Raw genomic sequence first — 22,651 nt, forward strand, 5'->3', positions numbered from 1 at the left:
CCCCTTAGAGAACGGCTTTCGGGTAGGAACCCAACACTTTAAGTGCCACTGCTTCCTGACTGATCTTTTCCAGCACACCTTTTACCAGTGGATCGCGGTGATGGCCGACGAAGTCGATGAAGAACACGTAGGTCCATTTACCGCTACGCGAAGGACGTGTCTCGATGCGTGTCAGGTCGATGCCATTGTCGTGGAACGGCACCAGCAACTCGTGAAGCGCGCCCGGCTTGTTGCTCATGGAGACGATGATCGACGTCTTGTCGTCGCCGGTTGGCGGCACTTCCTGGCTGCCGATCATCAGGAATCGCGTGGAGTTGTCCGGGCGATCCTCGATTTTCTCGGCCAGACGGGTCAGCCCGTACAAGCCTGCGGCCATGTCGCCGGCAATCGCCGCCGAGTTCCACTCACCCTTGACCCGCTTCGCCGCTTCGGCGTTGCTGGAAACCGCGACGCGCTCGACGTTCGGGTAGTGTGCATCCAGCCACTTGCGGCACTGCGCCAGCGACTGGGCGTGGGAATAGATGCGGCTGATGCTGTCGGTCTTGGTGTTTTCACCGACCAACAGGTGGTGGTGAATCCGCAACTCGACTTCGCCACAGATGACCATGTCGTGTTCGAGGAAGCTGTCGAGCGTGTGGTTGACCGCGCCCTCGGTGGAGTTTTCCACCGGGACCACGCCAAAGTTCACCGCACCGGCCGCCACTTCGCGGAACACTTCGTCGATGGCCGCCATCGGCTTGCTGATCACCGCGTGACCGAAGTGCTTCATGGCCGCCGCTTGAGTGAAGGTGCCTTCAGGGCCAAGGTAAGCCACTTTCAGCGGCTGCTCGAGGGCCAGGCACGAAGACATGATTTCGCGGAACAACCGCGCCATTTCTTCGTTGCCCAGCGGGCCCTGATTGCGCTCCATCACGCGCTTGAGCACCTGAGCTTCACGCTCAGGACGATAGAACACCGGCACTTCGCCTTCGGCCAGCGAGGCCATCTTTACTCGCGCAACTTCCTGGGCGCAGCGTGCGCGCTCACTGATCAGGTCCAGGACTTTTTCGTCCAGGGCATCAATGCGCAGGCGCAGTGCCTTGAGTTCTTGCTCAGACATTAGCCGTGTTCCTTCTCGAACTCTGCCATGTACGAAACCAGTGCGTTGACCGCAACGATATCGACGGCGTTATAGATGGAGGCGCGCATGCCGCCCACGGAACGGTGACCCTTGAGGTTCAGCAGGCCACGCTCGTCGGCACCGGCCAGGAATGGCTTGTCCAGACGATCGTCAGCCAGGCGGAACGGCACGTTCATCCACGAGCGATCCGACTTGTTGATCGGGTTGCTGTACAGGCCGCTGGCATCAATGAAGTCGTACAGCGTGCGCTGTTTCACTTCGTTGAGCTTGCCGATGGCTTCGACGCCGCCCTGCTCTTTCAGCCACTCGAACACCAGGCCAGACAGGTACCAGGCCAATGTTGGCGGGGTGTTGTACATCGAGCCGTTATCGGCCGCTACCTTGTAGTTGAGCATGGTCGGGCACAGGGAACGGGCGTGCCCCAGCAGGTCTTCGCGAACGATGTTGACGACGATGCCGCTCGGGCCGATGTTTTTCTGGGCGCCGGCGTAGATCATGCCGAAACGCGAAACATCAATAGGGCGCGAGAGGATGTCCGAAGACATGTCGGCGACCAGCGGAACGTCACCGGTTTCCGGGACCCAGTTGAATTCCAGACCACCAATGGTTTCGTTCGGTGCGTAGTGAACGTAGGCCGCGTCTTTCGACAGCTTCCATTCGTTCTGACCGGGAATCGCGAAATAGTCATAAGGCTTGGCGGTGGCAGCAACGTTGACGTGGCCGTAGCGCGACGCTTCTTCGATGGCTTTCTGCGACCAGATACCGGTGTCGATATAGTCGGCAGTACCGCTTTCCGGCAGCAGGTTCAGAGGGATCTGAGCAAATTGCTGGCTGGCGCCACCTTGCAGGAACAGCACTTTATAGTTCGAGGGGATATTCAGCAGATCACGCAGATCCTGCTCGGCCTTGTTAGCGATGGACACGAACTCATCACTGCGATGGCTCATTTCCATGACCGACAGACCCTTGCCGTGCCAATCAAGGAGTTCACCCTGGGCGCGCTGCAGGACAGCTTCGGGAAGTGCCGCAGGACCGGCACAGAAGTTATAGGCTCTCTTGCTCACATCCAATCTCGCTCTGATTTGGTGGTATCTACATTCAATCAAACACTGTAGGAGCGAGCTTGCTCGCGAAGAACTTGAGGGCGCAGCGTTTAATCAGGAAACCCGCGTCTTCGTTGACGTTTTTCGCGAGCAAGCTCGCTCCTACAGGGGCATCATTATTTCCAAAGGGACAAACAACAAGGGGGCGAATTTTCATCCGCCCCCTGTTTGTCCGCTTACTCTTGCGGTTCTTCGTCAGCGGCAGCATCGAGTTGCTGGTCTTCAACAACGTCGTCGATCACGACTTCGCCGTCGAACACCGCACCCTCTTCGCCTTCCAGCTCTTCGCCTTCGACTTCCGACGGCTCCTGCACCCGCTCCAGACCGACCAGCGTTTCATCGCTGGCCAGTTTGATCAGGGTCACGCCCTGGGTGTTACGGCCCAGGCTGGAAACTTCGTCGACACGGGTACGAACCAACGTGCCCTGGTCGGAAATCAGCATGATTTCCTCGCCGTCGAGCACCTGAACCGCGCCGACCAGACGGCCGTTACGGTCGTTGCTGACCATGGCGATAACGCCCTGGCCGCCACGCTTGTACTCAGGGAACTCGGTGATCGCCGTACGCTTGCCGAAACCACGCGCCGAAGCGGTGAGGATCTGGCTGCCTTCTTCCGGGATCAGCATGGAAATCAGCTTCTGGCCTTCCGGCAGACGCATGCCGCGGACACCGCGAGCGGTACGGCCCATGGCACGAACGTCGGTTTCCTTGAAGCGAGTAACCTTGCCGCCGTCGGAGAACAGCATGACTTCGCGCTCGCCATCGGTAATGGCGGCAGAGATCAGTACGTCACCTTCGTCCAGCTCCAGCGCGATCAGGCCGACGCTGCGTTGACGGCTGAAGGATTCCAGCGGGGTCTTCTTCACGGTGCCTTTAGCAGTCGCCATGAAAATGAAGTGACCTTCGGTGTATTCCTCGACCGGCAGCATGGTGGTGATGTATTCATCACTGTCCAGCGGCAGCAGGTTGACCAGCGGACGACCACGGGCAGCGCGGGACGCTTCCGGGATTTCGTAGGTTTTCAGCCAGTACACCTTGCCCTTGCTGGAGAACAGCAGCAGCGTGGTGTGGCTGTTGGCGACCAGCAGGTGAGCGATGTAGTCCTCATCCTTGACGCCAGTCGCCGATTTGCCTTTACCGCCACGACGCTGGGCCTGGTACGCAGCCAATGGCTGGGTCTTGGCGTAGCCACCGTGGGAAATGGTCACGACGCGATCTTCTTCCGGGATCATGTCACCCAGGGTCAGGTCGAGACGGGCATCGAGGATTTCGGTGCGGCGCACGTCGCCGTATTCGGCGCGGATCACTTCCAGCTCTTCGCGGATCACTTCCATCAGGCGCGTGGCGCTGTTGAGGATGCGGATCAGCTCGCCGATCTGGTTGAGGATCTCTTGATACTCGGCCAGCAGTTTTTCGTGTTCCAGACCGGTCAGGCGGTGCAGACGCAGCTCCAGAATGGCTTGCGCCTGCTCCGGCGAAAGGAAGTACTTGCCTTCACGCAGACCGTATTGCGGATCCAGGGTCTCTGGACGGCAAGAGTCGGCACCGGCACGTTCAACCATCGCAACCACGGCGGAGGATTCCCAAGGCGTGCTGATCAGCGCTTCCTTGGCTTCCGACGGCGTTGGCGAGGCCTTGATCAGCGCGATGACCGGGTCGATGTTCGACAGGGCAACCGCCTGGCCTTCGAGAATGTGGCCACGTTCGCGCGCTTTACGCAGCTCGAACACGGTGCGACGGGTAACGACTTCGCGACGGTGACGAACGAAGGCTTCCAGCAGGTCCTTGAGGTTCAGGATCCGCGGACGGCCGTCGATCAGCGCAACGATGTTGATGCCGAATACCGCTTGCAGCTGGGTCTGGGCGTAGAGGTTGTTGAGGATCACCTCAGGCACTTCGCCGCGACGCAGCTCGATCACAACGCGCATACCGTCCTTGTCGGACTCGTCGCGCAGTTCGGTGATGCCTTCGAGCTTCTTCTCTTTAACCAGCTCGGCGATCTTCTCGATCAGACGGGCCTTGTTCAGCTGGTAAGGGAGTTCGGTGATGACGATCTGCTGACGGCCACCGACCTTGTCGATGTCTTCGATGATCGAGCGGGCGCGCATGTAAATGCGGCCGCGACCGGTGCGGTAGGCTTCGATGATGCCGGCGCGACCGTTGATGATCGCGGCGGTCGGGAAGTCCGGACCGGGGATGTATTGCATCAGCTCATCGATGGTCAACTCGGGGTTGTCGATGAGCGCCAGGCAACCGTCGATGACTTCACCGAGGTTGTGCGGCGGGATGTTGGTCGCCATGCCCACGGCGATACCGCTGGAGCCGTTGACCAGCAGGTTGGGAATACGGGTCGGCATGACCGCCGGGATCATTTCGGTGCCGTCGTAGTTCGGCACCCAGTCCACGGTTTCTTTATGCAGGTCAGCCAGCAGCTCGTGCGCCAGCTTGGTCATGCGCACTTCGGTGTATCGCATGGCCGCGGCGTTGTCGCCGTCCACCGAACCGAAGTTGCCCTGACCGTCTACCAGCAGGTAGCGCAGCGAGAATGGCTGCGCCATCCGAACGATGGTGTCGTACACCGCGGTATCACCGTGCGGGTGATACTTACCGATCACGTCACCGACAACACGGGCAGATTTCTTGTACGGCTTGTTGAAGTCGTTGCCCAGCTCGCTCATCGCGAACAGCACGCGCCGGTGCACGGGCTTCAAGCCATCGCGCGCATCCGGCAGTGCCCGCCCGACAATTACGCTCATTGCGTAGTCGAGGTAGGACTGCTTCAGCTCGTCTTCGATATTGACCGGGAGGATTTCTTTGGCCAGTTCGCCCATGAGAAGCTCGATTCCTTTTTCTGGTGAAACCTCGTCACATCCATATGGGACGAACGAAGCTCGCCGCTGCAGGCTGAGTGCCATGCACCGACTTACGACAAATCAACGAGTTATGCCATGGATTTGCGCAGTAAAGACAACCCCGTGGGACTGCCTCGGAAAACGCCGGATGTTATCACAAGAGCCGCCACGCACCTATCCCCCAGATGCGCATGGAGTGTAGTTAGTTGACTGATGGCAGGCTTGAAGGGGACGAGAGGGGCTTAGAGCTGCTGCGAATGCAGAATCCGGGGCTGAATTACAGATGTTTATTGACTTTCAGACCCTAATCGCCAGCAGGCTGGCTCCCACATTTGATCCGTGTCGATCACAAACCCTGTGGGAGCCAGCCTGCTGGCGATGGCGTCCTTTCGAACGCCACGGCCAATCAATGCAAGCGCTTGCGGCACATCAACTGCGCCATTTTCGCGGTGTCCGGGCGTTCGACGATGCCTTTTTCCGTGACGATCGCGTCAATCAAGTCCGCCGGGGTCACGTCGAACACCGGATTGAACGCATCCACATCCGCCCCGACCCGCTTGCCGCCGACCTCCAGCAACTCGCGCCCGTCACGCTCTTCAATCGGAATGTCATCGCCGCTGGCCAGGTTCATGTCGATGGTCGAACTCGGCGCCACCACCATGAAACGCACGCCGTGGTGCATGGCGTTGACCGCCAGTTGATAAGTGCCGATCTTGTTGGCCACGTCGCCATTGGCGGTGATCCGGTCGGCACCGACGATGACCCAGGTGATGCCTTTGGTCTTCATGATGTGAGCCGCAGCGGAGTCGGCATTGAGGGTCACAGGGATGCCTTCGTTGGCCAGCTCCCACGCCGTCAGTCGCGAACCTTGCAGCCATGGACGGGTTTCGTCGGCATAAACGCGCTCGACCATGCCTTCAATGAATGCCCCGCGAATGACGCCCAAAGCCGTACCAAAACCGCCGGTGGCCAGCGCGCCGGTGTTGCAGTGGGTCAGGATCGCCTGGGCGTTGCCCTGATGCTTGCGGATCAGGTCCACACCCAGTTGCGCCATGGTCAGGTTGGCTTCGCGATCACTTTCATGAATGGCAATAGCCTCCGCCTCCAGCGCCGCGAGAGGGTCGGCATCGCCCTTGATACGATCAAGGCGGTCACGCATGCGACTCAATGCCCAAAACAGGTTCACCGCCGTTGGACGAGAATCGGCCAGTAACGCGTAATCCTCTTCCCACGCGGCCTGCCAGTCACCGCCCTCGAGAATTCGGGCACGGGCTGAAAGCACCATGGCATAGGCGGCACTGATGCCAATCGCCGGCGCGCCACGCACCACCATCGAGCGAATAGCCTCGGCCACGCCAGCCGCACTGGTGTAGGCAATCCAGGTTTCCTCGAACGGCAAAATACGCTGATCCAGCAGGTACAGGGCGCCATCACGCCAATCGATGGCCTTCACCTTCTCCGCAGCCAACAGTCGATCGCGCATCCTTCACCCCGCACTCATGAACAAAAGCCGCCGATTATAGCGATCCCCCCGCGAAGACGCTCGGGTATACTTCGCCATCCTTTACAAAAGCACTGGAACCGACCCTCGATGCCGAACACTGCCGCTGCGCTCGACCTGTTATTGCTGCCGACCTGGCTGGTACCCGTCGAACCCGCTGGCGTTGTCCTCAAAGAGCATGGCCTGGGCATCCGCGACGGGCGCATTGTGTTTATCGGCCCGCGGTCCGCCGCGCTGAAGCTTAACGCAACCGAAGTCCGCGAACTGCCGGGCATGCTGCTCAGCCCCGGCCTGATCAATGCTCACGGGCACGCGGCGATGACGCTGTTCCGTGGCCTGGCCGATGACCTGCCGCTGATGACCTGGCTGGAAAACCACATCTGGCCCGCCGAAGCCAAATGGGTCGATGAAGCTTTTGTACGCGATGGCACCGACCTTGCCATCGCCGAACAGATAAAAGGTGGTATTACCTGTTTCTCTGACATGTATTTCTTCCCGAAGGTTGCCAGCGAACGTGTGCATAACAGCGGCATACGCGCACAAATCGCGATTCCGATCCTCGATTTCCCGATCCCGGGCGCCGGCACGGCGGATGACGCCATTCGTCAGGGCGTCGAACTGTTCAACGATCTCAAGCACCACGAGCGCATCAAAGTCACCTTCGGCCCCCACGCGCCCTACACCTTGGGCGACGAAACCCTGGAGAAAATCCGGGTGATTGCCGAAGAACTGGACGCGTCGATTCACATGCACGTCCACGAAACTGCGTTCGAAGTGCAGCAAGCCGTCGAGCAGCGTGGCGAGCGCCCGTTGGCCCGACTGGCACGCCTGGGCCTGCTGGGGCCACGCTTCCAGGCCGTTCACATGACGCAGATCAGCGATGAAGACCTGGTGATGCTGGTAGAAAGCAACACCAATGTGATTCATTGCCCGGAGTCGAACCTGAAGCTGGCCAGCGGTTTCTGCCCGGTAGAACGTTTGTGGCAGGCGGGCGTCAATGTGGCAGTCGGCACCGACGGCGCGGCCAGCAACAACGACCTCGACCTGCTCGGCGAAACCCGCACCGCCGCGTTGCTGGCAAAAGCCGTTGCCGGTTCGGCCACCGCGCTGGACGCTCATCGCGCACTGCGCATGGCCACGCTGAACGGCGCGCGCGCCATGGGCATCGAGGCCGACGTCGGCTCGCTGGAAGTCGGCAAAGCGGCGGACATCGTCGCGTTCGACCTCTCGGGCCTGGCGCAGCAGCCGGTCTACGACCCGGTTTCGCAGCTTATATATGCCACCGGTCGCGACTGCGTGAAACACCTGTGGGTGGGTGGCAAGCAATTGCTCGACGACCGTCGCCTGACCCGCCTGGATGAAGAACAGCTGTGCGCCACCGCCAAGGCCTGGGGCCAGCGCATCAGCGGCCACACCGAATTGTAAGCACCCCGGACTCACCGCCGGGGCAACAGGATTTTTCAAGTTTTAGAGGATGAACCATGAGTAACGTCGACTACGCCGAAATCGCCAAATTCGAAGCCCTGGCCCATCGCTGGTGGGACCGCGAAAGCGAGTTCAAACCGCTGCACGACATCAACCCGCTGCGGGTCAACTGGATTGACGAACGGGTCAATCTGGCCGGTAAGAAAGTTCTCGACATCGGTTGCGGCGGCGGCATCCTCAGCGAAGCCATGGCGCAACGCGGCGCGACCGTGATGGGCATCGACATGGGCGAAGCGCCACTGGCCGTCGCTCAACTGCACCAGCTTGAGTCGGGCGTGAACGTTGAATACCGGCAGATCACCGCCGAGGCCCTGGCTGAAGAAATGCCGGAACAGTTCGACGTGGTCACGTGCCTTGAAATGCTTGAGCACGTACCGGATCCCTCCTCGGTGATCCGCGCCTGCTTCAAAATGGTCAAGCCGGGTGGCCAGGTGTTCCTCTCCACGATCAACCGCAACCCGAAGGCGTATCTGTTCGCCATCGTCGGCGCCGAATACATCATGAAGTTGCTGCCGCGCGGCACGCATGATTTCAAGAAATTCATCCGCCCTTCCGAGCTGGGTGCCTGGAGCCGCATGGCGGGCCTGACCGTCAAGGACATCATCGGTTTGACGTACAACCCGCTGACCAAGCACTACAAACTGGCGGCCGACGTGGACGTCAACTACATGATCCAGACCCTGCGCGAGGAATAAGTCGATGCGTATCAGAGCAGTCCTTTTTGACATGGACGGCACGCTGCTCGACACCGCGCCGGACTTCATTGCGATCTGTCAGGCAATGCGCGCCGACCGTGGCTTGCCGCCGATGAACGACAAGCACATCCGCGACGAGATCTCCGGCGGCGCCAAGGCGATGGTCGCGGTAACGTTCAGCATGGACCCGGAATCGCCAGGCTTTGAAGAGCTGCGCCTGGAGTTCCTGGAGCGCTACCTCGTGGGCTGCGCGGTGCACAGCAAGCTGTTCGACGGCATGGGCGAGTTGCTGGCCGACATCGAGAAAGCCAACCTGATCTGGGGCGTGGTCACCAACAAGCCTCTGCGGTTTGCCGAGCCAATCATGCAGCAGCTCGGGCTGGCCGAGCGTTCGGCGCTGCTGATCTGCCCGGATCACGTGAAGAACAGCAAACCGGACCCGGAGCCGTTGATCCTCGCGTGCAAGATGCTCGACCTCGATCCGGCCAGCGTGCTGTTTGTAGGTGATGACCTGCGCGATATCGAGTCCGGTCGTGACGCCGGCACCAAGACCGCCGCCGTGACCTTTGGCTACATTCACCCGGACGATAACCCGCGGCATTGGGGTGCGGATGTGGTGGTCGATCATCCGCTGGAGTTGCGCAAGGTACTTGATAGCGCTCTGTGTAGTTGTTAAGCCGCTTTTGCAGGAGCACGGCTTCCTACAGGTTTGTGCATTACTCATGTGGGAGCGAGCCTGCTCGCGATAGCGGCGGCTCAGTCGCCATCGATGTTGCCTGCGATACCGCCATCGCGAGCAGGCTCGCTCCCACAGGGATAGCGCTTGTCCGGAAAAAATTTTGTTGAGGTTTCTTTATGTTTGATTATTCCGCCCGCCCTGAATTGCTCAAGGACCGGGTCATCCTGGTCACCGGCGCTGGTCGTGGTATCGGCGCTGCCGCCGCGAAAACCTACGCCGCCCACGGTGCCACCGTGCTGTTGCTGGGCAAGACCGAAGCCAACCTGACTCAGGTCTACGACGAAATCGAGGCCGCCGGTCATCCACAACCGGCGGTGATCCCGTTCAACCTGGAAACCGCCCTGCCCCATCAATACGATGAGTTGGCGGCGATGATCGAGACCGAGTTCGGCCACCTCGACGGCTTGCTGCACAACGCCTCGATCATTGGTCCGCGCACGCCGATCGAACAGCTCTCCGGCGAGAACTTCATGCGTGTCATGCAAGTCAACGTCAACGCGATGTTCATGCTCACCAGCACCCTGTTGCCGCTGCTCAAACTGTCGCAGGACGCTTCGGTGGTGTTCACTTCCAGCAGCGTCGGTCGCAAGGGTCGTGCGTATTGGGGCGCTTATGGCGTCTCCAAGTTCGCCACCGAAGGCCTGATGCAAACCCTGGCCGACGAAGTCGACACCGTCGCACCGGTGCGTTCCAACAGCATCAACCCCGGCGCCACCCGCACCAGCATGCGCGCCCAGGCTTATCCCGGTGAAAATCCGCTGAACAACCCGACGCCCGAGGAGATCATGCCGGTCTACCTCTACCTGATGGGCCCGGACAGCACCGGCATCAACGGCCAGGCATTCAACGCGCAGTAACACCGTGCGTCGCTTTTGTGCCGTGGCGAATTTCCGTCACGGCACTTAAAAAGCGTCGCAACTGCACCTGTTTTTAGTCAAAGAAATGTCATGAAACGGGCCTAAAAAAGCCAAAAACACCTTCAATATATTGATTTTAAACAGTTTTTATTCAAATGAACCGAATGGCATGACTTTCGCTCTATATCTGCTCAGACACGCCGAGTGAGTGAAAGCCGTCGGGCAGGCCTTCGAGTCGATAGGTTACTAATCTTCAGCAAAGCAGATTAGACTTGCGCCAAATGTCCTACGGGACTGATGGACCAGTATGACGCGCAGCCCAAAGCCGCTCTCACCCAGCCTGTAAGACAGCCTTACTGCTTAGGGGCGCACGCCATATGAAATCACCTTCCCAGACCAACGCAATTGACTTCGATAGCGCCAAATTGCAACGCCTGGGCTTTGGTCAGCAGCCCCCTCTTCTGGAGAGGCCGGTCAGCCTTGCGCAATTGCGCCAGCAACTGAGTTTGCAGCTGCAAACCAGTCTTGAGCCGCAACGCATTCTTGGGCTCTTCTACCGTGAAATTCAGCGTCTCGTACCGCTCGACGCCTTGAGCTACCAGCACAAGGCCAGCGACTTGCGCCTGGAATACGGCCAGCGCGGCCACCACTCGATCAGTTACACCCTCAGCCACGAAGGCGAGCAGCTGGGTGAACTGGTGTTCCGTCGCAATCAGCGTTTCAGTGAGCAGGAACTGGGCAACCTTGAGTCGCTGCTGTCCGCATTGCTGTACCCGATGCGCAACGCCCTGCTCTACCGCGCCGCCACCCAAAGCGCCCTGCGCGACCCTCTCACGGACACCGGCAACCGCATTGCCATGGACCAGACGCTGAAACGGGAAATCGACATGTCGCGTCGGCATCTGCAGCCCTTGTCGCTGTTGATGCTGGACATCGACCATTTCAAACAAATCAACGACACCCATGGCCACAGCGCTGGCGATGACGTGCTCAAGGGAGTCGCCGCCTCGATCAAAAGCCAGCTGCGCAACGTGGACATGGTGTTCCGCTTTGGTGGCGAGGAGTTTTTGATTCTGCTGTCCAACACCGGCCGGGAAGCCGCCGCCATGGTCGGCGAGCGCCTGCGACTCGCGGCGCAAGCCAAGGATTTTTCGGCCGATGGCAACCTGATCGAGCTGACCGTCAGCCTCGGCTGTTCGACCCTGCTGCCCGGTGAATCGGCCGAGAGCCTGTTGCGTCGGGCCGACAGCGCGCTTTATGTGGCCAAGCGCGAGGGACGCAACCGCTTGGCGATGGCGGGCTGACCCCCGCCATCACAGGCTCGCGACAGTAGCGGCCCGCATCGACAGGAATCAGCGGACAGCGCCGCGCAACGCCCCGACCATCCCTTGCAGCTTCGCCGGCTCCGCCGCTTCTACCGCCACCGCCGGCCCCGCCACCAGAGTCACCCGCGACCACAGCCGACGGAACAGGCCCTTGTCGGGATCGCGACTGAAGAAACTCCCCCACAACCCCTGCAATGCCAGCGGAATCACCGGCACCGGCGTCTCTTCGAGAATCCGCGTCAACCCGCCCTTGAACTCATTGATCTCGCCATCGGCGGTCAATTTTCCTTCAGGGAAGATGCACACCAGCTCACCGTCCTTCAGATATTGAGCAATACGCGTGAAGGCCTTTTCGTAAATCTGAATGTCTTCCTGACGTCCCTCGATCGGAATTGTCCCGGCCGTGCGGAAGATAAAGTTCAGCACCGGCAGGTTGTAGATCTTGTAATACATCACAAAGCGAATCGGCCGACGCACCGCGCCGCCGATCAGCAGCGCGTCGACGAAAGACACGTGGTTGCACACCAGCAACGCCGCGCCTTCATCCGGAATCAGCTCCAGATTGCGATGCTCTACGCGGTACATGGAATGGCTGAGCAGCCAGATCATGAAACGCATGCTGAACTCGGGGACGATCTTGAAGATGTAGGCGTTGACGCCGATGTTCAGCAGCGACACCACCAGAAACAGATGCGGGATCGACAGCTTGGCCAGGCTCAGCAGCACGATCGAGACAATCGCCGAGACCACCATGAACAACGCGTTGAGAATATTGTTGGCGGCAATCACCCGCGCACGCTCGTTCTCCGGGGTGCGCGACTGGATCAGCGCGTACAGCGGCACGATGTAGAAACCACCGAAAACCCCGAGACCGAGAATGTCGATCAATACCAGCCAGGTGTGGCCAAAGCCGAGGATTTCGATCCAGCCATGGCCGTCGACACTCTCGGGAATTCCGCCGGAATGCCACCACAGCAGCAATCCGAATACCGTCAGGCCAAACGAGCCGAACGGCACCAGACCGATCTCGACTTTGCGTCCGGACAGTCTTTCGCAGAGCAGCGAGCCGAGTGCGATACCGACCGAAAACACGGTGAGAATCAGCGTCACCACGGTTTCGTCGCCGTGCATCCATTCCTTGGCGTACGCCGGGATTTGCGTCAGGTAAATCGCCCCGACAAACCAGAACCACGAGTTGCCGACAATCGAGCGCGACACCGCCGGCGTTTGCCCCAGTCCCAGTTTCAAGGTGGCCCAGGATTGACTGAAGATGTTCCAGTTCAGACGCATTTCCGGCGATGAGGCCGCCGCCCGCGGAATGCTGCGACTGGCCAGGTAACCGAGCACGGCAATGCCGATGATCGCCGTGGACACGATGGGCGCGTAATGCGCAGAGGACATCATGATCCCGGCACCGATGGTCCCGGCGAGGATGGCCAGGAAGGTGCCCATTTCCACCAGACCGTTGCCGCCCACCAGCTCCTCTTCATGCAAGGCCTGGGGCAGGATCGAGTATTTCACCGGCCCGAACAGCGCCGAGTGCGTGCCCATGGCGAACAGCGCCAGCAGCATCAGCGACAGGTGATCGAAGACAAACCCCACCGCGCCGACCGCCATGATGGCGATTTCCCCGAGCTTGATCAGACGGATCAGCGCGTCCTTGGCGAACTTCTCGCCAAACTGCCCGGCCAACGCCGAAAACAGAAAGAACGGCAGGATGAACAGCAGCGCACACAAATTGACCCAGATCGAGCGATCACCCTCGATCGTCAACTTGTACAGAATGGCGAGGATCAACGATTGCTTGAAGACGTTGTCGTTGAACGCCCCGAGGGACTGGGTCACGAAAAACGGCAGGAAGCGCCGGGTGCGAAGCAAGGTGAACTGTGAGGGGTGACTCATCTTCCGTGTGCCCTGATGTTGTTAGAGAGTGGCGTGGATACTGTGATTGGAATGCCGCACGCCGATCCAGGCCACACATTACCCGGTTATTTGTTTAAACCTGCAATGCACGGCGAGACAAACAACTCACCCCGCCACGCGCCTTGTACCGTGCGTTTGGCAACGATCAGCCACATCATCGCCAGCAACGCCACCAGCACACAGCCAAAGGCATTGAAAAACGCCAGGTTCAACGTGCTTCCCAGTTTCAACGTTGCCAGAGAATAGACGCCCAGCGGAAAGGTGAAACCCCACCAGCCAAGGTTGAACGGGATCCCGGCGCGCAGGTAACGCCCGGTGATCAGCAGCGCAATCAGCATCCACCACAAACCGAAGCCCCACAGCGTGATCCCCGCCACCAGCCCCAGCCCCGCCGCGATTTCACCCAGGCTGGCAAGCCCGTTGGCGACGAAGATGGCCGGCGCGTCGGCGCCCAGCAGCAACATGCCCAACGCCCCGGTGCCAATCGGGCCGAGCGCCAGCCAGCTCGACGCCGCCATGTTTTCGTGAGGCAGTTTGTGCAGCGCCATGCGCAGCATGAGAATTGTCAGAATGCTGAACGCCACCGGCAGGGAAAATGCCCAGAGCACGTAGCTGGTCACCAACACCACCAGTTGCCCATGGGCCTCGGCCAAATGCGGCGCCAGCAACCCGCCACTGGCGGCCGCCACTTCAGCCGCCACCACTGGCAACAGCCAAACGGCGGTCATCTGATCGATGCTGTGTTCCTGGCGGGTGAACATCATGTAGGGAATCAGTACACCGCAGGCCAGCGACATCACCACGTCCAGCCACCACAGCAGCGCAGCCACATGGACGACACCTTCACCCCAGCGCGGCAGGCCAAACAGCAGGAAGCCATTGATGATGGTCGCCAACCCCATGGGAATCGTGCCGAAAAACATCGAAACCGTGGAGTGCCCGAAAATCCGCCGGGCCTCATCGAAGAACAGCACCCAGCGCGCCGCGTACAGCGCCGTGAACAAGATGAACAGACCGATATTGAACAGCCAGAGCGCTTCGGCGATCGCGTGCAGACCTGGGGTCGCGCCAGGCAACTGGGCCAGGGCCAGCGCCAGAACGCCCGTGCCCATGGTCGCGGCGAACCAGTTCGGGGTGAACTGGCGGATGACCTCGCGCGGGTGCTGCAAGTGACTGAAAGGTTTGAAAACGGGGGTGGCGTTGGGGCATGTCATAGCGAACTCCTGTCCTCTGTTGAGGTGGAGTTCAGAGTAGGTCCAAATCGAATATCTATATAACGGGTAATATCTCTAACTGTTATCTATTTTGTAGATATAGCATCAAACGCTGCCTTCCGATTCGATCACCAATATCCTCGCCACCCCCAGCGGATGCGCCACGTGCTCGGTGCCCACCGAGGCGTAAAAGATATCGCCGACAGCCAACATCACCGCCTTCTCCTGGCCTGCTTCGCGATAGCGCATTTGCACCTGGCCATCGAGCACAACGAACACTTCCTCGCCATCATTCACATGCCACTTGTATGGCTGATCGGTCCAGTGCAGACGCGTGGTGATGCCGTTCATGTTGGCGATGTCCAGCGCTCCCCAGGCACGGTCAGCGGTGAAGGATTGGCTGCGAATGATCTTCATGGGCGGTCCGTCGAAAGAAATGACGTGCCAAGGCTAACCCAAACCGGCGAACAGCTGCGCCAGCCAATCGATAAATACCCGAACCCGGTTACTCAGGTGCCGGTTCGGCGGATACAGCACGTGAAACGGATACCGGGGTGGGCGCCAGTCCTGAAGAATCGGCACCAGCTCGCCACGCTCGATGTGCGGTTGCACGGTGTAAGTGAACGTGTGGATCACCCCAAGTCCCGCCAGCCCCGCGGCCAGATGGGCGTTGCTCTCGTTGACACTGAATGCTCCCTGCCCCCGAATCTCGAACTTTTCACCGTTGCGCTCGAATCGCGCCGGCATTACCCGCCCGGTACGCGCCGAGTGATAACTGACGATGCGATGATTTTTCTCAAGGTCTCGCGGGTCCGTCGGGGTGCCAAAACGTTCGAGATAGCCCGGGGTGGCGCAGGTGGTCCATGACGACAGACCCAGGGGGCGCGCAGCCATGGAGAGTTCGGTCAATGGCCCGCCGCGAATCACGCAATCGACGTTTTCGCTGATCAGGTCCACGGGCCGATCGCTGACACCCAACTCGACCTGGATGTCCGGGTATCGGGCATAGAAATCCGGCAATGCGGGGATGATCAGGATCGTCGCCACCGAGCCGCCGACATCGACGCGAATCCTGCCGCGCGGGTGGCCCTGGGCACTGGCGAAACTGTTGTCCAGATCGTCCAGCTCCACCATCAACTGCAAGGCGCGCTCGTAGTAAGCCATGCCATCCGCCGTCACCGTCAACCGGCGCGTGGTGCGCTGTAACAGCCGCGCACCGAGGTGTTCTTCAAGCTCGGCCACCAGTTTGCTGACCGAGGTTTTTGGCATGTTCAGTGAGTCGGCGGCCCTGGTAAACGAACCGGCCTGCACGACGCGGGAGAAAACACGCATGGCCAACAGTTGATTCATGACAGACATCTCAAGGGACAAGCCTTGAGTATTGTCCACAACCAGGTACAAACAAACCCGATTCAGGCGATTTTTCCGATGAATCTTCCAGCATAGAGTTTGTTCAACGGCGCACGACAGTGCCAGGAACTTACTTAACGACTCAGCGGAGATTCACCTCATGAGCAACACACTCACAGGCAAGGTTGCACTGATCACTGGCGGCACCACCGGCATCGGCCTGGCATCGGCTCAAGCGTTCGTCGACCAAGGCGCCACGGTGTTCATTACCGGCCGCCGCCAAGCCGAACTGGATGCGGCGGTCAGCAGCATCGGTCACAACGTCACCGGGATTCAGGGCGACGTCGCGAACCTTGCCGACCTGGACCGCATCTTCGACGTGATCAGGACCAAGGCCGGTACTCTGGACATCGTCTTTGCCAATGCGGGCGGTGGCGACATGTTGCCCCTCGGCGCGATTACCGAGGAACACTTCGATCGGATTTTCGGCGTCAACGTCAAAGGCCTGCTGTTCACCGTGCAGAAATCATTGCCGCTGCTCAAGGACGGCGGTTCGGTGATTCTCACCGCGTCTACGACCGCCACCAAAGGCACGGAAAACTTCAGCGTCTACAGCGCCAGCAAAGCGGCGGTGCGCAACTTTGCCCGCTCCTGGTTGCTGGATTTGAAAGCCCGCAGGATTCGCGTCAATGTCATCAGCCCCGGCCCGATTCACACGCCCGGCCTGACTGAACTTGCGCCAGCAGATCAGCAGCAGGGGTTGCTGGATTACCTCGCCAGCCAGGTGCCGATTGGCCGTCTTGGAACGCCAGCGGAAGTGGGCAAAGCCGCAGTGTTCCTCGCCTCGGATGACAGCAGCTTCATCAATGGGATCGAGTTGTTCGTCGATGGCGGATTTGCGCAGATTTGATCGCTGCACACAAAAACGCGGCGCCTTGAACGGCGCCGCGTTTTTTTATGGATGACCGGTCGCGCTGCACACTTCGGCAGACCGCGGCCGCATCAGCGCCAGCAACGCACCGACAGACAGGACGATCAGCACGGCACCATAACCATCGGTGGTCGCCACCAGGCCAAACGTGCGCGTCAGATTCCCCGCCAGCAACGACGGCAAGCAGAACGCCAGGTAACTGAGCACGTAATACGCCGACATCAACCCGGCCCGCTCATGGGGCTGCGCCAGCGGAACCAGACTGCGCACCGCGCCGAGGAAACCGGCGCCGAATCCGCAACCGGCCACCAGCGTACCGAGGAAAAACAATGGCAGGCTGGCGCTGTGCACGCCCAGCAACAGCAACACGAGGCCGATGGGCAGTAACGTGCCGCCCAGCAACAGCCCTTTGGCGGCAGGCCGGTTGCGCAGGGTGAAGATCATCAGCGCGCCGGTCAGCGTCAATGCGGCGACTGCCGCTCCCCCCATCAGGTTCGAGGTGGAACCGGTGGCCGTGCGCAGCAACGAAGGGCCGAGCGAGGCATAAAAACCGCCGAGCGCCCAGGTCGCGATATTCAGCGGCAACACTCGCCACAAGGTCGAGCGAGCCTGGGTCGGCACATGCAGGGTCGGACGCAACGAGGCCCATGCCCCCGGTTGCGAACTGACGCTTTCCGGCAGGCGCCAGACATACAGCGCCTGCATCACAAACAACGCGAACAACACCCAATACGTGAGCTGCAGCGGCAGCGGCGCAAACTCGGCCAGCAAGCCGCACCCCACGGCGCCAACCGCCATACCAAGCAGCGGCGCGACACTGTTGATCAGCGGCCCCTGCTGGCGATCGGTGTCCAGCAGCGCGGCGCTCAATACGGCGGTGGCCATCCCGGTCGCGAACCCCTGAAGCACCCTCGCGCCGATCAACCACGCCACGCTGTCGGCATTGATAAACAGCAGCATCGCCAGCAGGTTCAGCAGGACGGCGCTGAAAATGACCGGCTTGCGTCCCAGATAGTCCGAGAGCGAACCGACCGTCAGCAGCGCCACCAGCAGACTGATGGCGTAGATGCCGAAAATCACGGTCAAGGTCGCTGCCGAGAAATGCAGCTGCTCCTGATACAAGTGATACAACGGCGTCGGCGCCGTGGAAGCGGCGAGAAAACTCAGTAAAGTGATCGCCAGAAACCACAGGGTTGAACGGCTGGAAACAGAACTCGACATGCGCACACTCCGCAAAAGCTAACTTTTTGCTTTTGCGGAGTGTGCTACTCGTCTGCGCTTAAAGCAAATTCTTTGTGTTAAGGTCCGCTCCATGGCTATTAAAGAAGGTTTACGCCCCGGCGGCCGCAGTGCCCGGGTGCAAGAGTCGATTCATTCGGCAGTCCGTGCGCTCCTCGAAGAACAGGACCGCTCCACCGTGACCGTCCCGCAAATCGCGGCTCGCGCGGGGGTTACGCCGTCGACCATCTATCGGCGCTGGGGCGATCTGTCGGCGTTGCTGGCGGATGTCGCCCTGGCGCGCATGCAACCCGACAGCGAGCCTGCCAACACCGGCAGCCTGCGCGGGGATGTGCAGGCCTGGGCCGAGCAGTATCTGGACGAGATGAGCTCAGAACCTGGCCGCAACATGCTGCGCGATGTGCAATCGAGCCCGACGCCGGGCCTGTGTGTGACGATCATTGGCGGGCAGTTGCAGATGATTCTGGATCGTTATCCGGATCAGCCGAAACCGGGTGTTGATCGGCTGATCAATCTGATGGCGGCGCCTACGGTGTTTCGCATTCTGTTTTCGCCGGCGCCGCTCGAGGTTGAGGAGTTGCATCGGTTGATCGAGATTGCGTTCAGTCAGTGATGACGCCTTCGCGGGCAAGCCACGCTCCTACAAGAGCAACCCTGCGACACCCCGCCACTCCACGACCTTGGTCGACACTGACTAACGCGGACGGTCGTGCGAGACTGTCTGTCCGGGCTGTCGTCCCGTGTGTCTTTTGTCTGGAGTTTCCATGTCGCTGTCCAGCGGGCTGATTGCCGCCGTCGCCCTGGCCTATATGGCCATCATGTTCGCCATCGCCTTCTACGGTGACCGTCGCAGCGCGCCGCTGCCGCCGCGAGTGCGCGCCTGGGTGTACAGCCTGTCGCTAGCAGTCTATTGCACCAGTTGGACGTTCTTCGGTGCCGTCGGCCAGGCCGCAGAACAACTCTGGTCGTTCCTGCCGATCTACCTCGGGCCGATCCTGCTGCTGGTCTGCGCGCCGTGGGTCCTGCAAAAAATGGTGATGATCAGCAAGCAGGAGAACATCACCTCCATTGCCGACTTCATCGCCGCCCGCTACGGCAAATCCCAGTCACTGGCGATTGTCGTGGCGCTGATCTGCCTGGTCGGCGTGCTGCCCTATATTGCGCTGCAACTCAAAGGCATCGTGCTCGGGGTGAACCTGTTGATCGGTGCCGGTGCCGACGCCATGGGCACCCGCGCCCAGGACACGGCGCTGATTGTGTCGCTGGTGCTGGCGCTGTTTACCATCGTCTTCGGTACGCGCAACCTCGACGCCACCGAACACCACCGTGGCATGGTGCTGGCGATTGCGTTCGAGTCCCTGGTCAAGCTGTTCGCGTTTCTCGCGGTGGGTGCGTTCGTGACCTACGGCCTGTACGACGGTTTCGACGACCTGTTTGACCAGGCCATGCTCGCGCCGCGCCTCGAAGCCTACTGGAAGGAAACCATCAACTGGCCATCGATGGTGGTGCAGACCGGCGTGGCGATGATGGCGATCATCTGCCTGCCCCGGCAGTTCCACGTGACCGTGGTGGAAAACATCGACCCGCAGGATTTGCGCCTGGCCAAGTGGGTGTTTCCGGCGTACCTCGCGTTGGCGGCATTGTTTGTCGTGCCGATCGCATTGGCCGGCCAGATGCTGCTGCCAAGTTCAGTGTTGCCGGATTCCTTTGTCATCAGCCTGCCACTGGCCCAGGCCCATCCCGCACTGGCGATGCTGGCCTTTATCGGCGGTGCTTCGGCGGCGACCGGCATGGTGATTGTTGCCAGCGTGGCGCTGTCGACCATGGTCTCCAATGACATGCTGCTGCCGTGGCTGCTGCGTCGCAACAACGCCGAGCGGCCGTTCGAAGTGTTCCGCCAGTGGATGCTCTCGGTGCGCCGCGTCAGCATCGTGGTGATTTTGCTGCTGGCGTACGTCAGCTATCGACTGCTGGGCTCGACCGCGAGCCTGGCGACCATCGGCCAGATCGCCTTTGCCGCCGTGACCCAACTGGCCCCGGCCATGCTTGGCGCGCTGTACTGGAAACAGGCCAACCGCCGTGGCGTGTTCGCCGGCCTCGCCGCCGGTACGTTCCTGTGGTTTTACACGCTGATTCTGCCGATTGCCGCGCACAGCCTCGGCGTGTCGTTGAGCACGTTCCCCGGGCTGGCGTGGTTGCACAGCAATCCGCTGAACCTGCCGCTCACCCCGCTGACCCAAGGCGTGGTGTTGTCGCTGGCGGCCAACTTCACACTGTTTGCCTGGGTGTCGGTGCTGTCACGCACAAGGGTTTCGGAGCACTGGCAGGCCGGGCGTTTCATCGGCCAGGAAATCAGTGCCCGCCCCAGCGCACGTTCAATGCTGGCGGTGCAAATCGAAGATCTGCTGCAACTCGCGGCACGGTTTGTCGGTGAGGAACGCGCTCGTCAGAGTTTTATCCGTTTCGCCTATCGCCAAGGCAAAGGCTTCAACCCCAACCAGAACGCCGACAGCGAGTGGATCGCCCATACCGAACGTTTGCTGGCCGGTGTACTGGGTGCGTCTTCAACGCGAGCGGTGGTAAAAGCCGCCATCGAAGGTCGGGAAATGCAACTTGAGGACGTCGTGCGCATCGCCGACGAAGCCTCGGAAGTGCTGCAATTCAACCGTGCCTTGCTGCAAGGCGCGATCGAGAACATCACCCAGGGCATCAGCGTGGTCGACCAGTCGCTGCGGCTGGTGGCGTGGAACCGGCGTTATCTGGAACTGTTCAATTACCCGGATGGCTTGATCAGCGTCGGTCGGCCGATTGCCGACATCATTCGCTACAACGCCGAGCGTGGTCTGTGCGGCCCGGGTGAAGCGGAAGTGCACGTCGCACGCCGATTGCACTGGATGCGTCAGGGCCGTGCCCACACTTCTGAAAGACTTTTCCCCAATGGCCGTGTGATTGAGCTGATCGGCAACCCGATGCCGGGCGGCGGTTTCGTCATGAGCTTCACCGACATCACCGCGTTCCGCGAGGCCGAGCAGGCGCTGACCGAAGCCAACGAAGGCCTGGAGCGACGGGTCACCGAGCGCACCCACGAGCTGTCGCAACTCAACGTGGCCCTGACCGAAGCCAAGGGCACCGCCGAGTCGGCCAACCAGTCGAAGACCCGCTTTCTCGCGGCGGTCAGCCACGACCTGATGCAACCGCTGAACGCCGCCCGACTGTTTTCTGCAGCCCTGTCCCATCAGGACGATGGCTTGTCCAGCGAAGCGCAGAAACTGGTTCATCACCTGGATTCATCACTGCGCTCGGCCGAAGACCTGATCAGCGATTTGCTGGACATTTCCCGCCTGGAAAACGGCAAGATCAACCCGGAGCCGAAACCGTTCGTGCTCAATGAGCTGTTCGATATTCTTGGCGCGGAATTCAAGGCACTGGCCCGAGACCAGGGGCTCAAATTCCGCGTTCGCGGCAGCACGCTGCGGGTCGACAGTGACATCAAACTGTTACGACGGATCTTGCAGAACTTCCTGACCAACGCCTTTCGCTACGCCAAGGGGCCAGTGCTGTTGGGAGTTCGTCGGCACAAGGGTGAACTGTGCCTGGAGGTATGGGACCGTGGCCCGGGGATCCCGGAAGACAAACTGAAAGTGATTTTCGAGGAATTCAAACGCCTCGACAGCCACCAGACCCGTGCCGAGAAAGGCCTGGGCCTGGGCCTGGCGATTGCTGACGGGCTGTGTCGCGTTCTGGGCCACACCTTGCAAGTACGTTCCTGGCCGGGGCGCGGCAGCGTGTTCAGCGTCAGCGTGCCGTTGGCTCAGGCGCAAATCGCGGCGCCGGCCAACGTCACCGAACTTAACGGCAAACTCCTGAGCGGCGCGCAGGTGCTGTGCATCGACAACGAGGACAGCATCCTTATAGGCATGAACAGTTTGCTGACCCGCTGGGGTTGTCAGGTCTGGACAGCGCGCAATCGCAACGAATGCGCGGCGTTGCTCAGCGATGGCGTACGTCCGCAATTGGCGCTGGTGGATTATCACCTGGACGATGGCGAGACCGGGACCGAGTTGATGGCGTGGCTGCGCACCCGTTTGGGCGAGCCGGTGCCCGGTGTGGTGATCAGCGCCGATGGGCATCCCGAGACGGTGGCGCAGGTGCATGCGGCGGGGTTGGATTATCTGGCCAAACCGGTGAAGCCGGCGGCGTTGCGGGCGTTGTTGAGTCGGCATTTGCCGTTGTAGATCGGCAGATTTTAGCCATGTGGTGTTGCAGCGGACGCCATCGCCGGCAAGCCGGCTCCTACAGTTGAGAACGCGGTTTACT

Annotated in this window: 17 protein-coding genes; 8 read left to right on the top strand and 9 right to left on the bottom strand. The window is 60.5% G+C overall.

The window, feature by feature from the left end; genetic code table 11:
* Nucleotides 1-4: 4 nt before the first annotated feature.
* The 4 genes from pheA to mtnA form a co-directional block, all read right to left on the bottom strand.
* A complete protein-coding gene (gene pheA / locus KGB24_RS08360; RefSeq protein WP_223414530.1) occupies nt 5-1,099 on the bottom strand; it encodes a prephenate dehydratase in 1,095 nt (364 codons plus the stop codon).
* Nucleotides 1,099-2,184, bottom strand: coding sequence for a 3-phosphoserine/phosphohydroxythreonine transaminase (gene serC, locus KGB24_RS08365; RefSeq protein WP_008042110.1), 1,086 nt, complete (start codon nt 2,182-2,184; stop codon nt 1,099-1,101). Before serC ends, pheA begins: the two co-directional genes overlap by 1 nt.
* A 215-nt stretch (nt 2,185-2,399) precedes the next feature.
* Nucleotides 2,400-5,054, bottom strand: a complete 2,655-nt coding sequence (gene gyrA, locus KGB24_RS08370; protein WP_192226146.1) for a DNA gyrase subunit A — start codon at nt 5,052-5,054, stop codon at nt 2,400-2,402.
* 427 nt (nt 5,055-5,481) lie between these two features.
* On the bottom strand, nt 5,482-6,558 hold the full coding sequence (mtnA, locus tag KGB24_RS08375) for an S-methyl-5-thioribose-1-phosphate isomerase (RefSeq protein ID WP_008031801.1): 1,077 nt from the start codon (nt 6,556-6,558) through the stop codon (nt 5,482-5,484).
* A 108-nt stretch (nt 6,559-6,666) separates the two neighbouring features.
* Between mtnA and KGB24_RS08380 the strand changes: the two genes are divergently transcribed.
* The 5 genes from KGB24_RS08380 (at nt 6,667) to KGB24_RS08400 (ending at nt 11,656) form a co-directional block, all read left to right on the top strand.
* Nucleotides 6,667-8,001, top strand: a complete 1,335-nt coding sequence (locus KGB24_RS08380) for a TRZ/ATZ family hydrolase (protein WP_223414531.1) — start codon at nt 6,667-6,669, stop codon at nt 7,999-8,001.
* 56 nt (nt 8,002-8,057) lie between these two features.
* Nucleotides 8,058-8,756, top strand: coding sequence for a bifunctional 2-polyprenyl-6-hydroxyphenol methylase/3-demethylubiquinol 3-O-methyltransferase UbiG (ubiG, locus tag KGB24_RS08385; protein WP_008031806.1), 699 nt, complete (start codon nt 8,058-8,060; stop codon nt 8,754-8,756).
* 4 nt (nt 8,757-8,760) lie between these two features.
* On the top strand, nt 8,761-9,432 hold the full coding sequence (mupP, locus tag KGB24_RS08390) for an N-acetylmuramic acid 6-phosphate phosphatase MupP (RefSeq protein WP_008031808.1): 672 nt from the start codon (nt 8,761-8,763) through the stop codon (nt 9,430-9,432).
* A 179-nt stretch (nt 9,433-9,611) separates the two neighbouring features.
* Nucleotides 9,612-10,352, top strand: a complete 741-nt coding sequence (locus KGB24_RS08395; protein WP_008031809.1) for a YciK family oxidoreductase — start codon at nt 9,612-9,614, stop codon at nt 10,350-10,352.
* 377 nt (nt 10,353-10,729) lie between these two features.
* Nucleotides 10,730-11,656: a GGDEF domain-containing protein gene (locus tag KGB24_RS08400; RefSeq protein WP_223414532.1), complete on the top strand. Its 927-nt coding sequence runs from the start codon at nt 10,730-10,732 to the stop codon at nt 11,654-11,656.
* Nucleotides 11,657-11,704: 48 nt separating this feature from the next.
* On the opposite strand, the gene KGB24_RS08405 is transcribed toward KGB24_RS08400, so the two are convergent.
* The 4 genes from KGB24_RS08405 to KGB24_RS08420 all read right to left on the bottom strand — a co-directional run bounded on the left by KGB24_RS08405 (nt 11,705) and on the right by KGB24_RS08420 (nt 16,164).
* On the bottom strand, nt 11,705-13,579 hold the full coding sequence (locus KGB24_RS08405) for an MFS transporter (RefSeq protein WP_223414533.1): 1,875 nt from the start codon (nt 13,577-13,579) through the stop codon (nt 11,705-11,707).
* Between the two features lie 86 nt (nt 13,580-13,665).
* Complete coding sequence (locus KGB24_RS08410; RefSeq protein ID WP_223414534.1) at nt 13,666-14,814, bottom strand: TDT family transporter; 1,149 nt, start codon at nt 14,812-14,814, stop codon at nt 13,666-13,668.
* Between the two features lie 105 nt (nt 14,815-14,919).
* Nucleotides 14,920-15,231, bottom strand: a complete 312-nt coding sequence (locus KGB24_RS08415) for a cupin (RefSeq protein WP_192416973.1) — start codon at nt 15,229-15,231, stop codon at nt 14,920-14,922.
* Between the two features lie 33 nt (nt 15,232-15,264).
* Entirely contained in the window at nt 15,265-16,164 is a 900-nt protein-coding gene (locus KGB24_RS08420) for a LysR family transcriptional regulator (RefSeq protein ID WP_008043713.1), read from the bottom strand.
* Between the two features lie 160 nt (nt 16,165-16,324).
* On the opposite strand from KGB24_RS08420, the gene KGB24_RS08425 reads away from it, so the two are divergent.
* Nucleotides 16,325-17,074 (top strand): SDR family NAD(P)-dependent oxidoreductase, encoded by a 750-nt coding sequence (locus tag KGB24_RS08425; RefSeq protein WP_223414535.1) that lies wholly within the window; start codon nt 16,325-16,327, stop codon nt 17,072-17,074.
* 45 nt (nt 17,075-17,119) lie between these two features.
* Here KGB24_RS08425 and KGB24_RS08430 read toward each other — a convergent pair whose 3' ends face one another.
* The gene (locus tag KGB24_RS08430) at nt 17,120-18,316 is read right to left on the bottom strand and encodes an MFS transporter (RefSeq protein ID WP_223414537.1); all 1,197 of its coding nucleotides are present in this window, start codon (nt 18,314-18,316) and stop codon (nt 17,120-17,122) included.
* A 91-nt stretch (nt 18,317-18,407) separates the two neighbouring features.
* Between KGB24_RS08430 and KGB24_RS08435 the strand changes: the two genes are divergently transcribed.
* The gene (locus tag KGB24_RS08435) at nt 18,408-18,947 is read left to right on the top strand and encodes a TetR/AcrR family transcriptional regulator (protein ID WP_008031824.1); all 540 of its coding nucleotides are present in this window, start codon (nt 18,408-18,410) and stop codon (nt 18,945-18,947) included.
* 151 nt (nt 18,948-19,098) lie between these two features.
* Nucleotides 19,099-22,569 carry a hybrid sensor histidine kinase/response regulator gene (locus tag KGB24_RS08440; protein WP_223414539.1) on the top strand — a complete coding sequence of 1,157 codons (3,471 nt, stop codon included), beginning with the start codon at nt 19,099-19,101 and terminating at the stop codon, nt 22,567-22,569.
* Nucleotides 22,570-22,651: the final 82 nt, after the last annotated feature.

This window comes from Pseudomonas sp. BF-RE-25 (assembly GCF_019956105.1).
GTDB classification, from domain to species: domain Bacteria; phylum Pseudomonadota; class Gammaproteobacteria; order Pseudomonadales; family Pseudomonadaceae; genus Aquipseudomonas; species Aquipseudomonas migulae.

Bases quoted from the DNA above. Each gene is read 5' to 3' on its own strand.
- pheA (WP_223414530.1), bottom strand. From the start codon at position 1,099: ATGTCTGAGCAAGAACTCAAGGCACTGCGCCTGCGCATTGATGCCCTG.
- gyrA (WP_192226146.1), bottom strand. From the start codon at position 5,054: ATGGGCGAACTGGCCAAAGAAATCCTCCCGGTCAATATCGAAGACGAG.
- mtnA (WP_008031801.1), bottom strand. From the start codon at position 6,558: ATGCGCGATCGACTGTTGGCTGCGGAGAAGGTGAAGGCCATCGATTGG.
- KGB24_RS08380 (WP_223414531.1), top strand. From the start codon at position 6,667: ATGCCGAACACTGCCGCTGCGCTCGACCTGTTATTGCTGCCGACCTGG.
- ubiG (WP_008031806.1), top strand. From the start codon at position 8,058: ATGAGTAACGTCGACTACGCCGAAATCGCCAAATTCGAAGCCCTGGCC.
- mupP (WP_008031808.1), top strand. From the start codon at position 8,761: ATGCGTATCAGAGCAGTCCTTTTTGACATGGACGGCACGCTGCTCGAC.
- KGB24_RS08395 (WP_008031809.1), top strand. From the start codon at position 9,612: ATGTTTGATTATTCCGCCCGCCCTGAATTGCTCAAGGACCGGGTCATC.
- KGB24_RS08400 (WP_223414532.1), top strand. From the start codon at position 10,730: ATGAAATCACCTTCCCAGACCAACGCAATTGACTTCGATAGCGCCAAA.
- KGB24_RS08405 (WP_223414533.1), bottom strand. From the start codon at position 13,579: ATGAGTCACCCCTCACAGTTCACCTTGCTTCGCACCCGGCGCTTCCTG.
- KGB24_RS08410 (WP_223414534.1), bottom strand. From the start codon at position 14,814: ATGACATGCCCCAACGCCACCCCCGTTTTCAAACCTTTCAGTCACTTG.
- KGB24_RS08415 (WP_192416973.1), bottom strand. From the start codon at position 15,231: ATGAAGATCATTCGCAGCCAATCCTTCACCGCTGACCGTGCCTGGGGA.
- KGB24_RS08420 (WP_008043713.1), bottom strand. From the start codon at position 16,164: ATGAATCAACTGTTGGCCATGCGTGTTTTCTCCCGCGTCGTGCAGGCC.
- KGB24_RS08425 (WP_223414535.1), top strand. From the start codon at position 16,325: ATGAGCAACACACTCACAGGCAAGGTTGCACTGATCACTGGCGGCACC.
- KGB24_RS08430 (WP_223414537.1), bottom strand. From the start codon at position 18,316: ATGTCGAGTTCTGTTTCCAGCCGTTCAACCCTGTGGTTTCTGGCGATC.
- KGB24_RS08435 (WP_008031824.1), top strand. From the start codon at position 18,408: ATGGCTATTAAAGAAGGTTTACGCCCCGGCGGCCGCAGTGCCCGGGTG.
- KGB24_RS08440 (WP_223414539.1), top strand. From the start codon at position 19,099: ATGTCGCTGTCCAGCGGGCTGATTGCCGCCGTCGCCCTGGCCTATATG.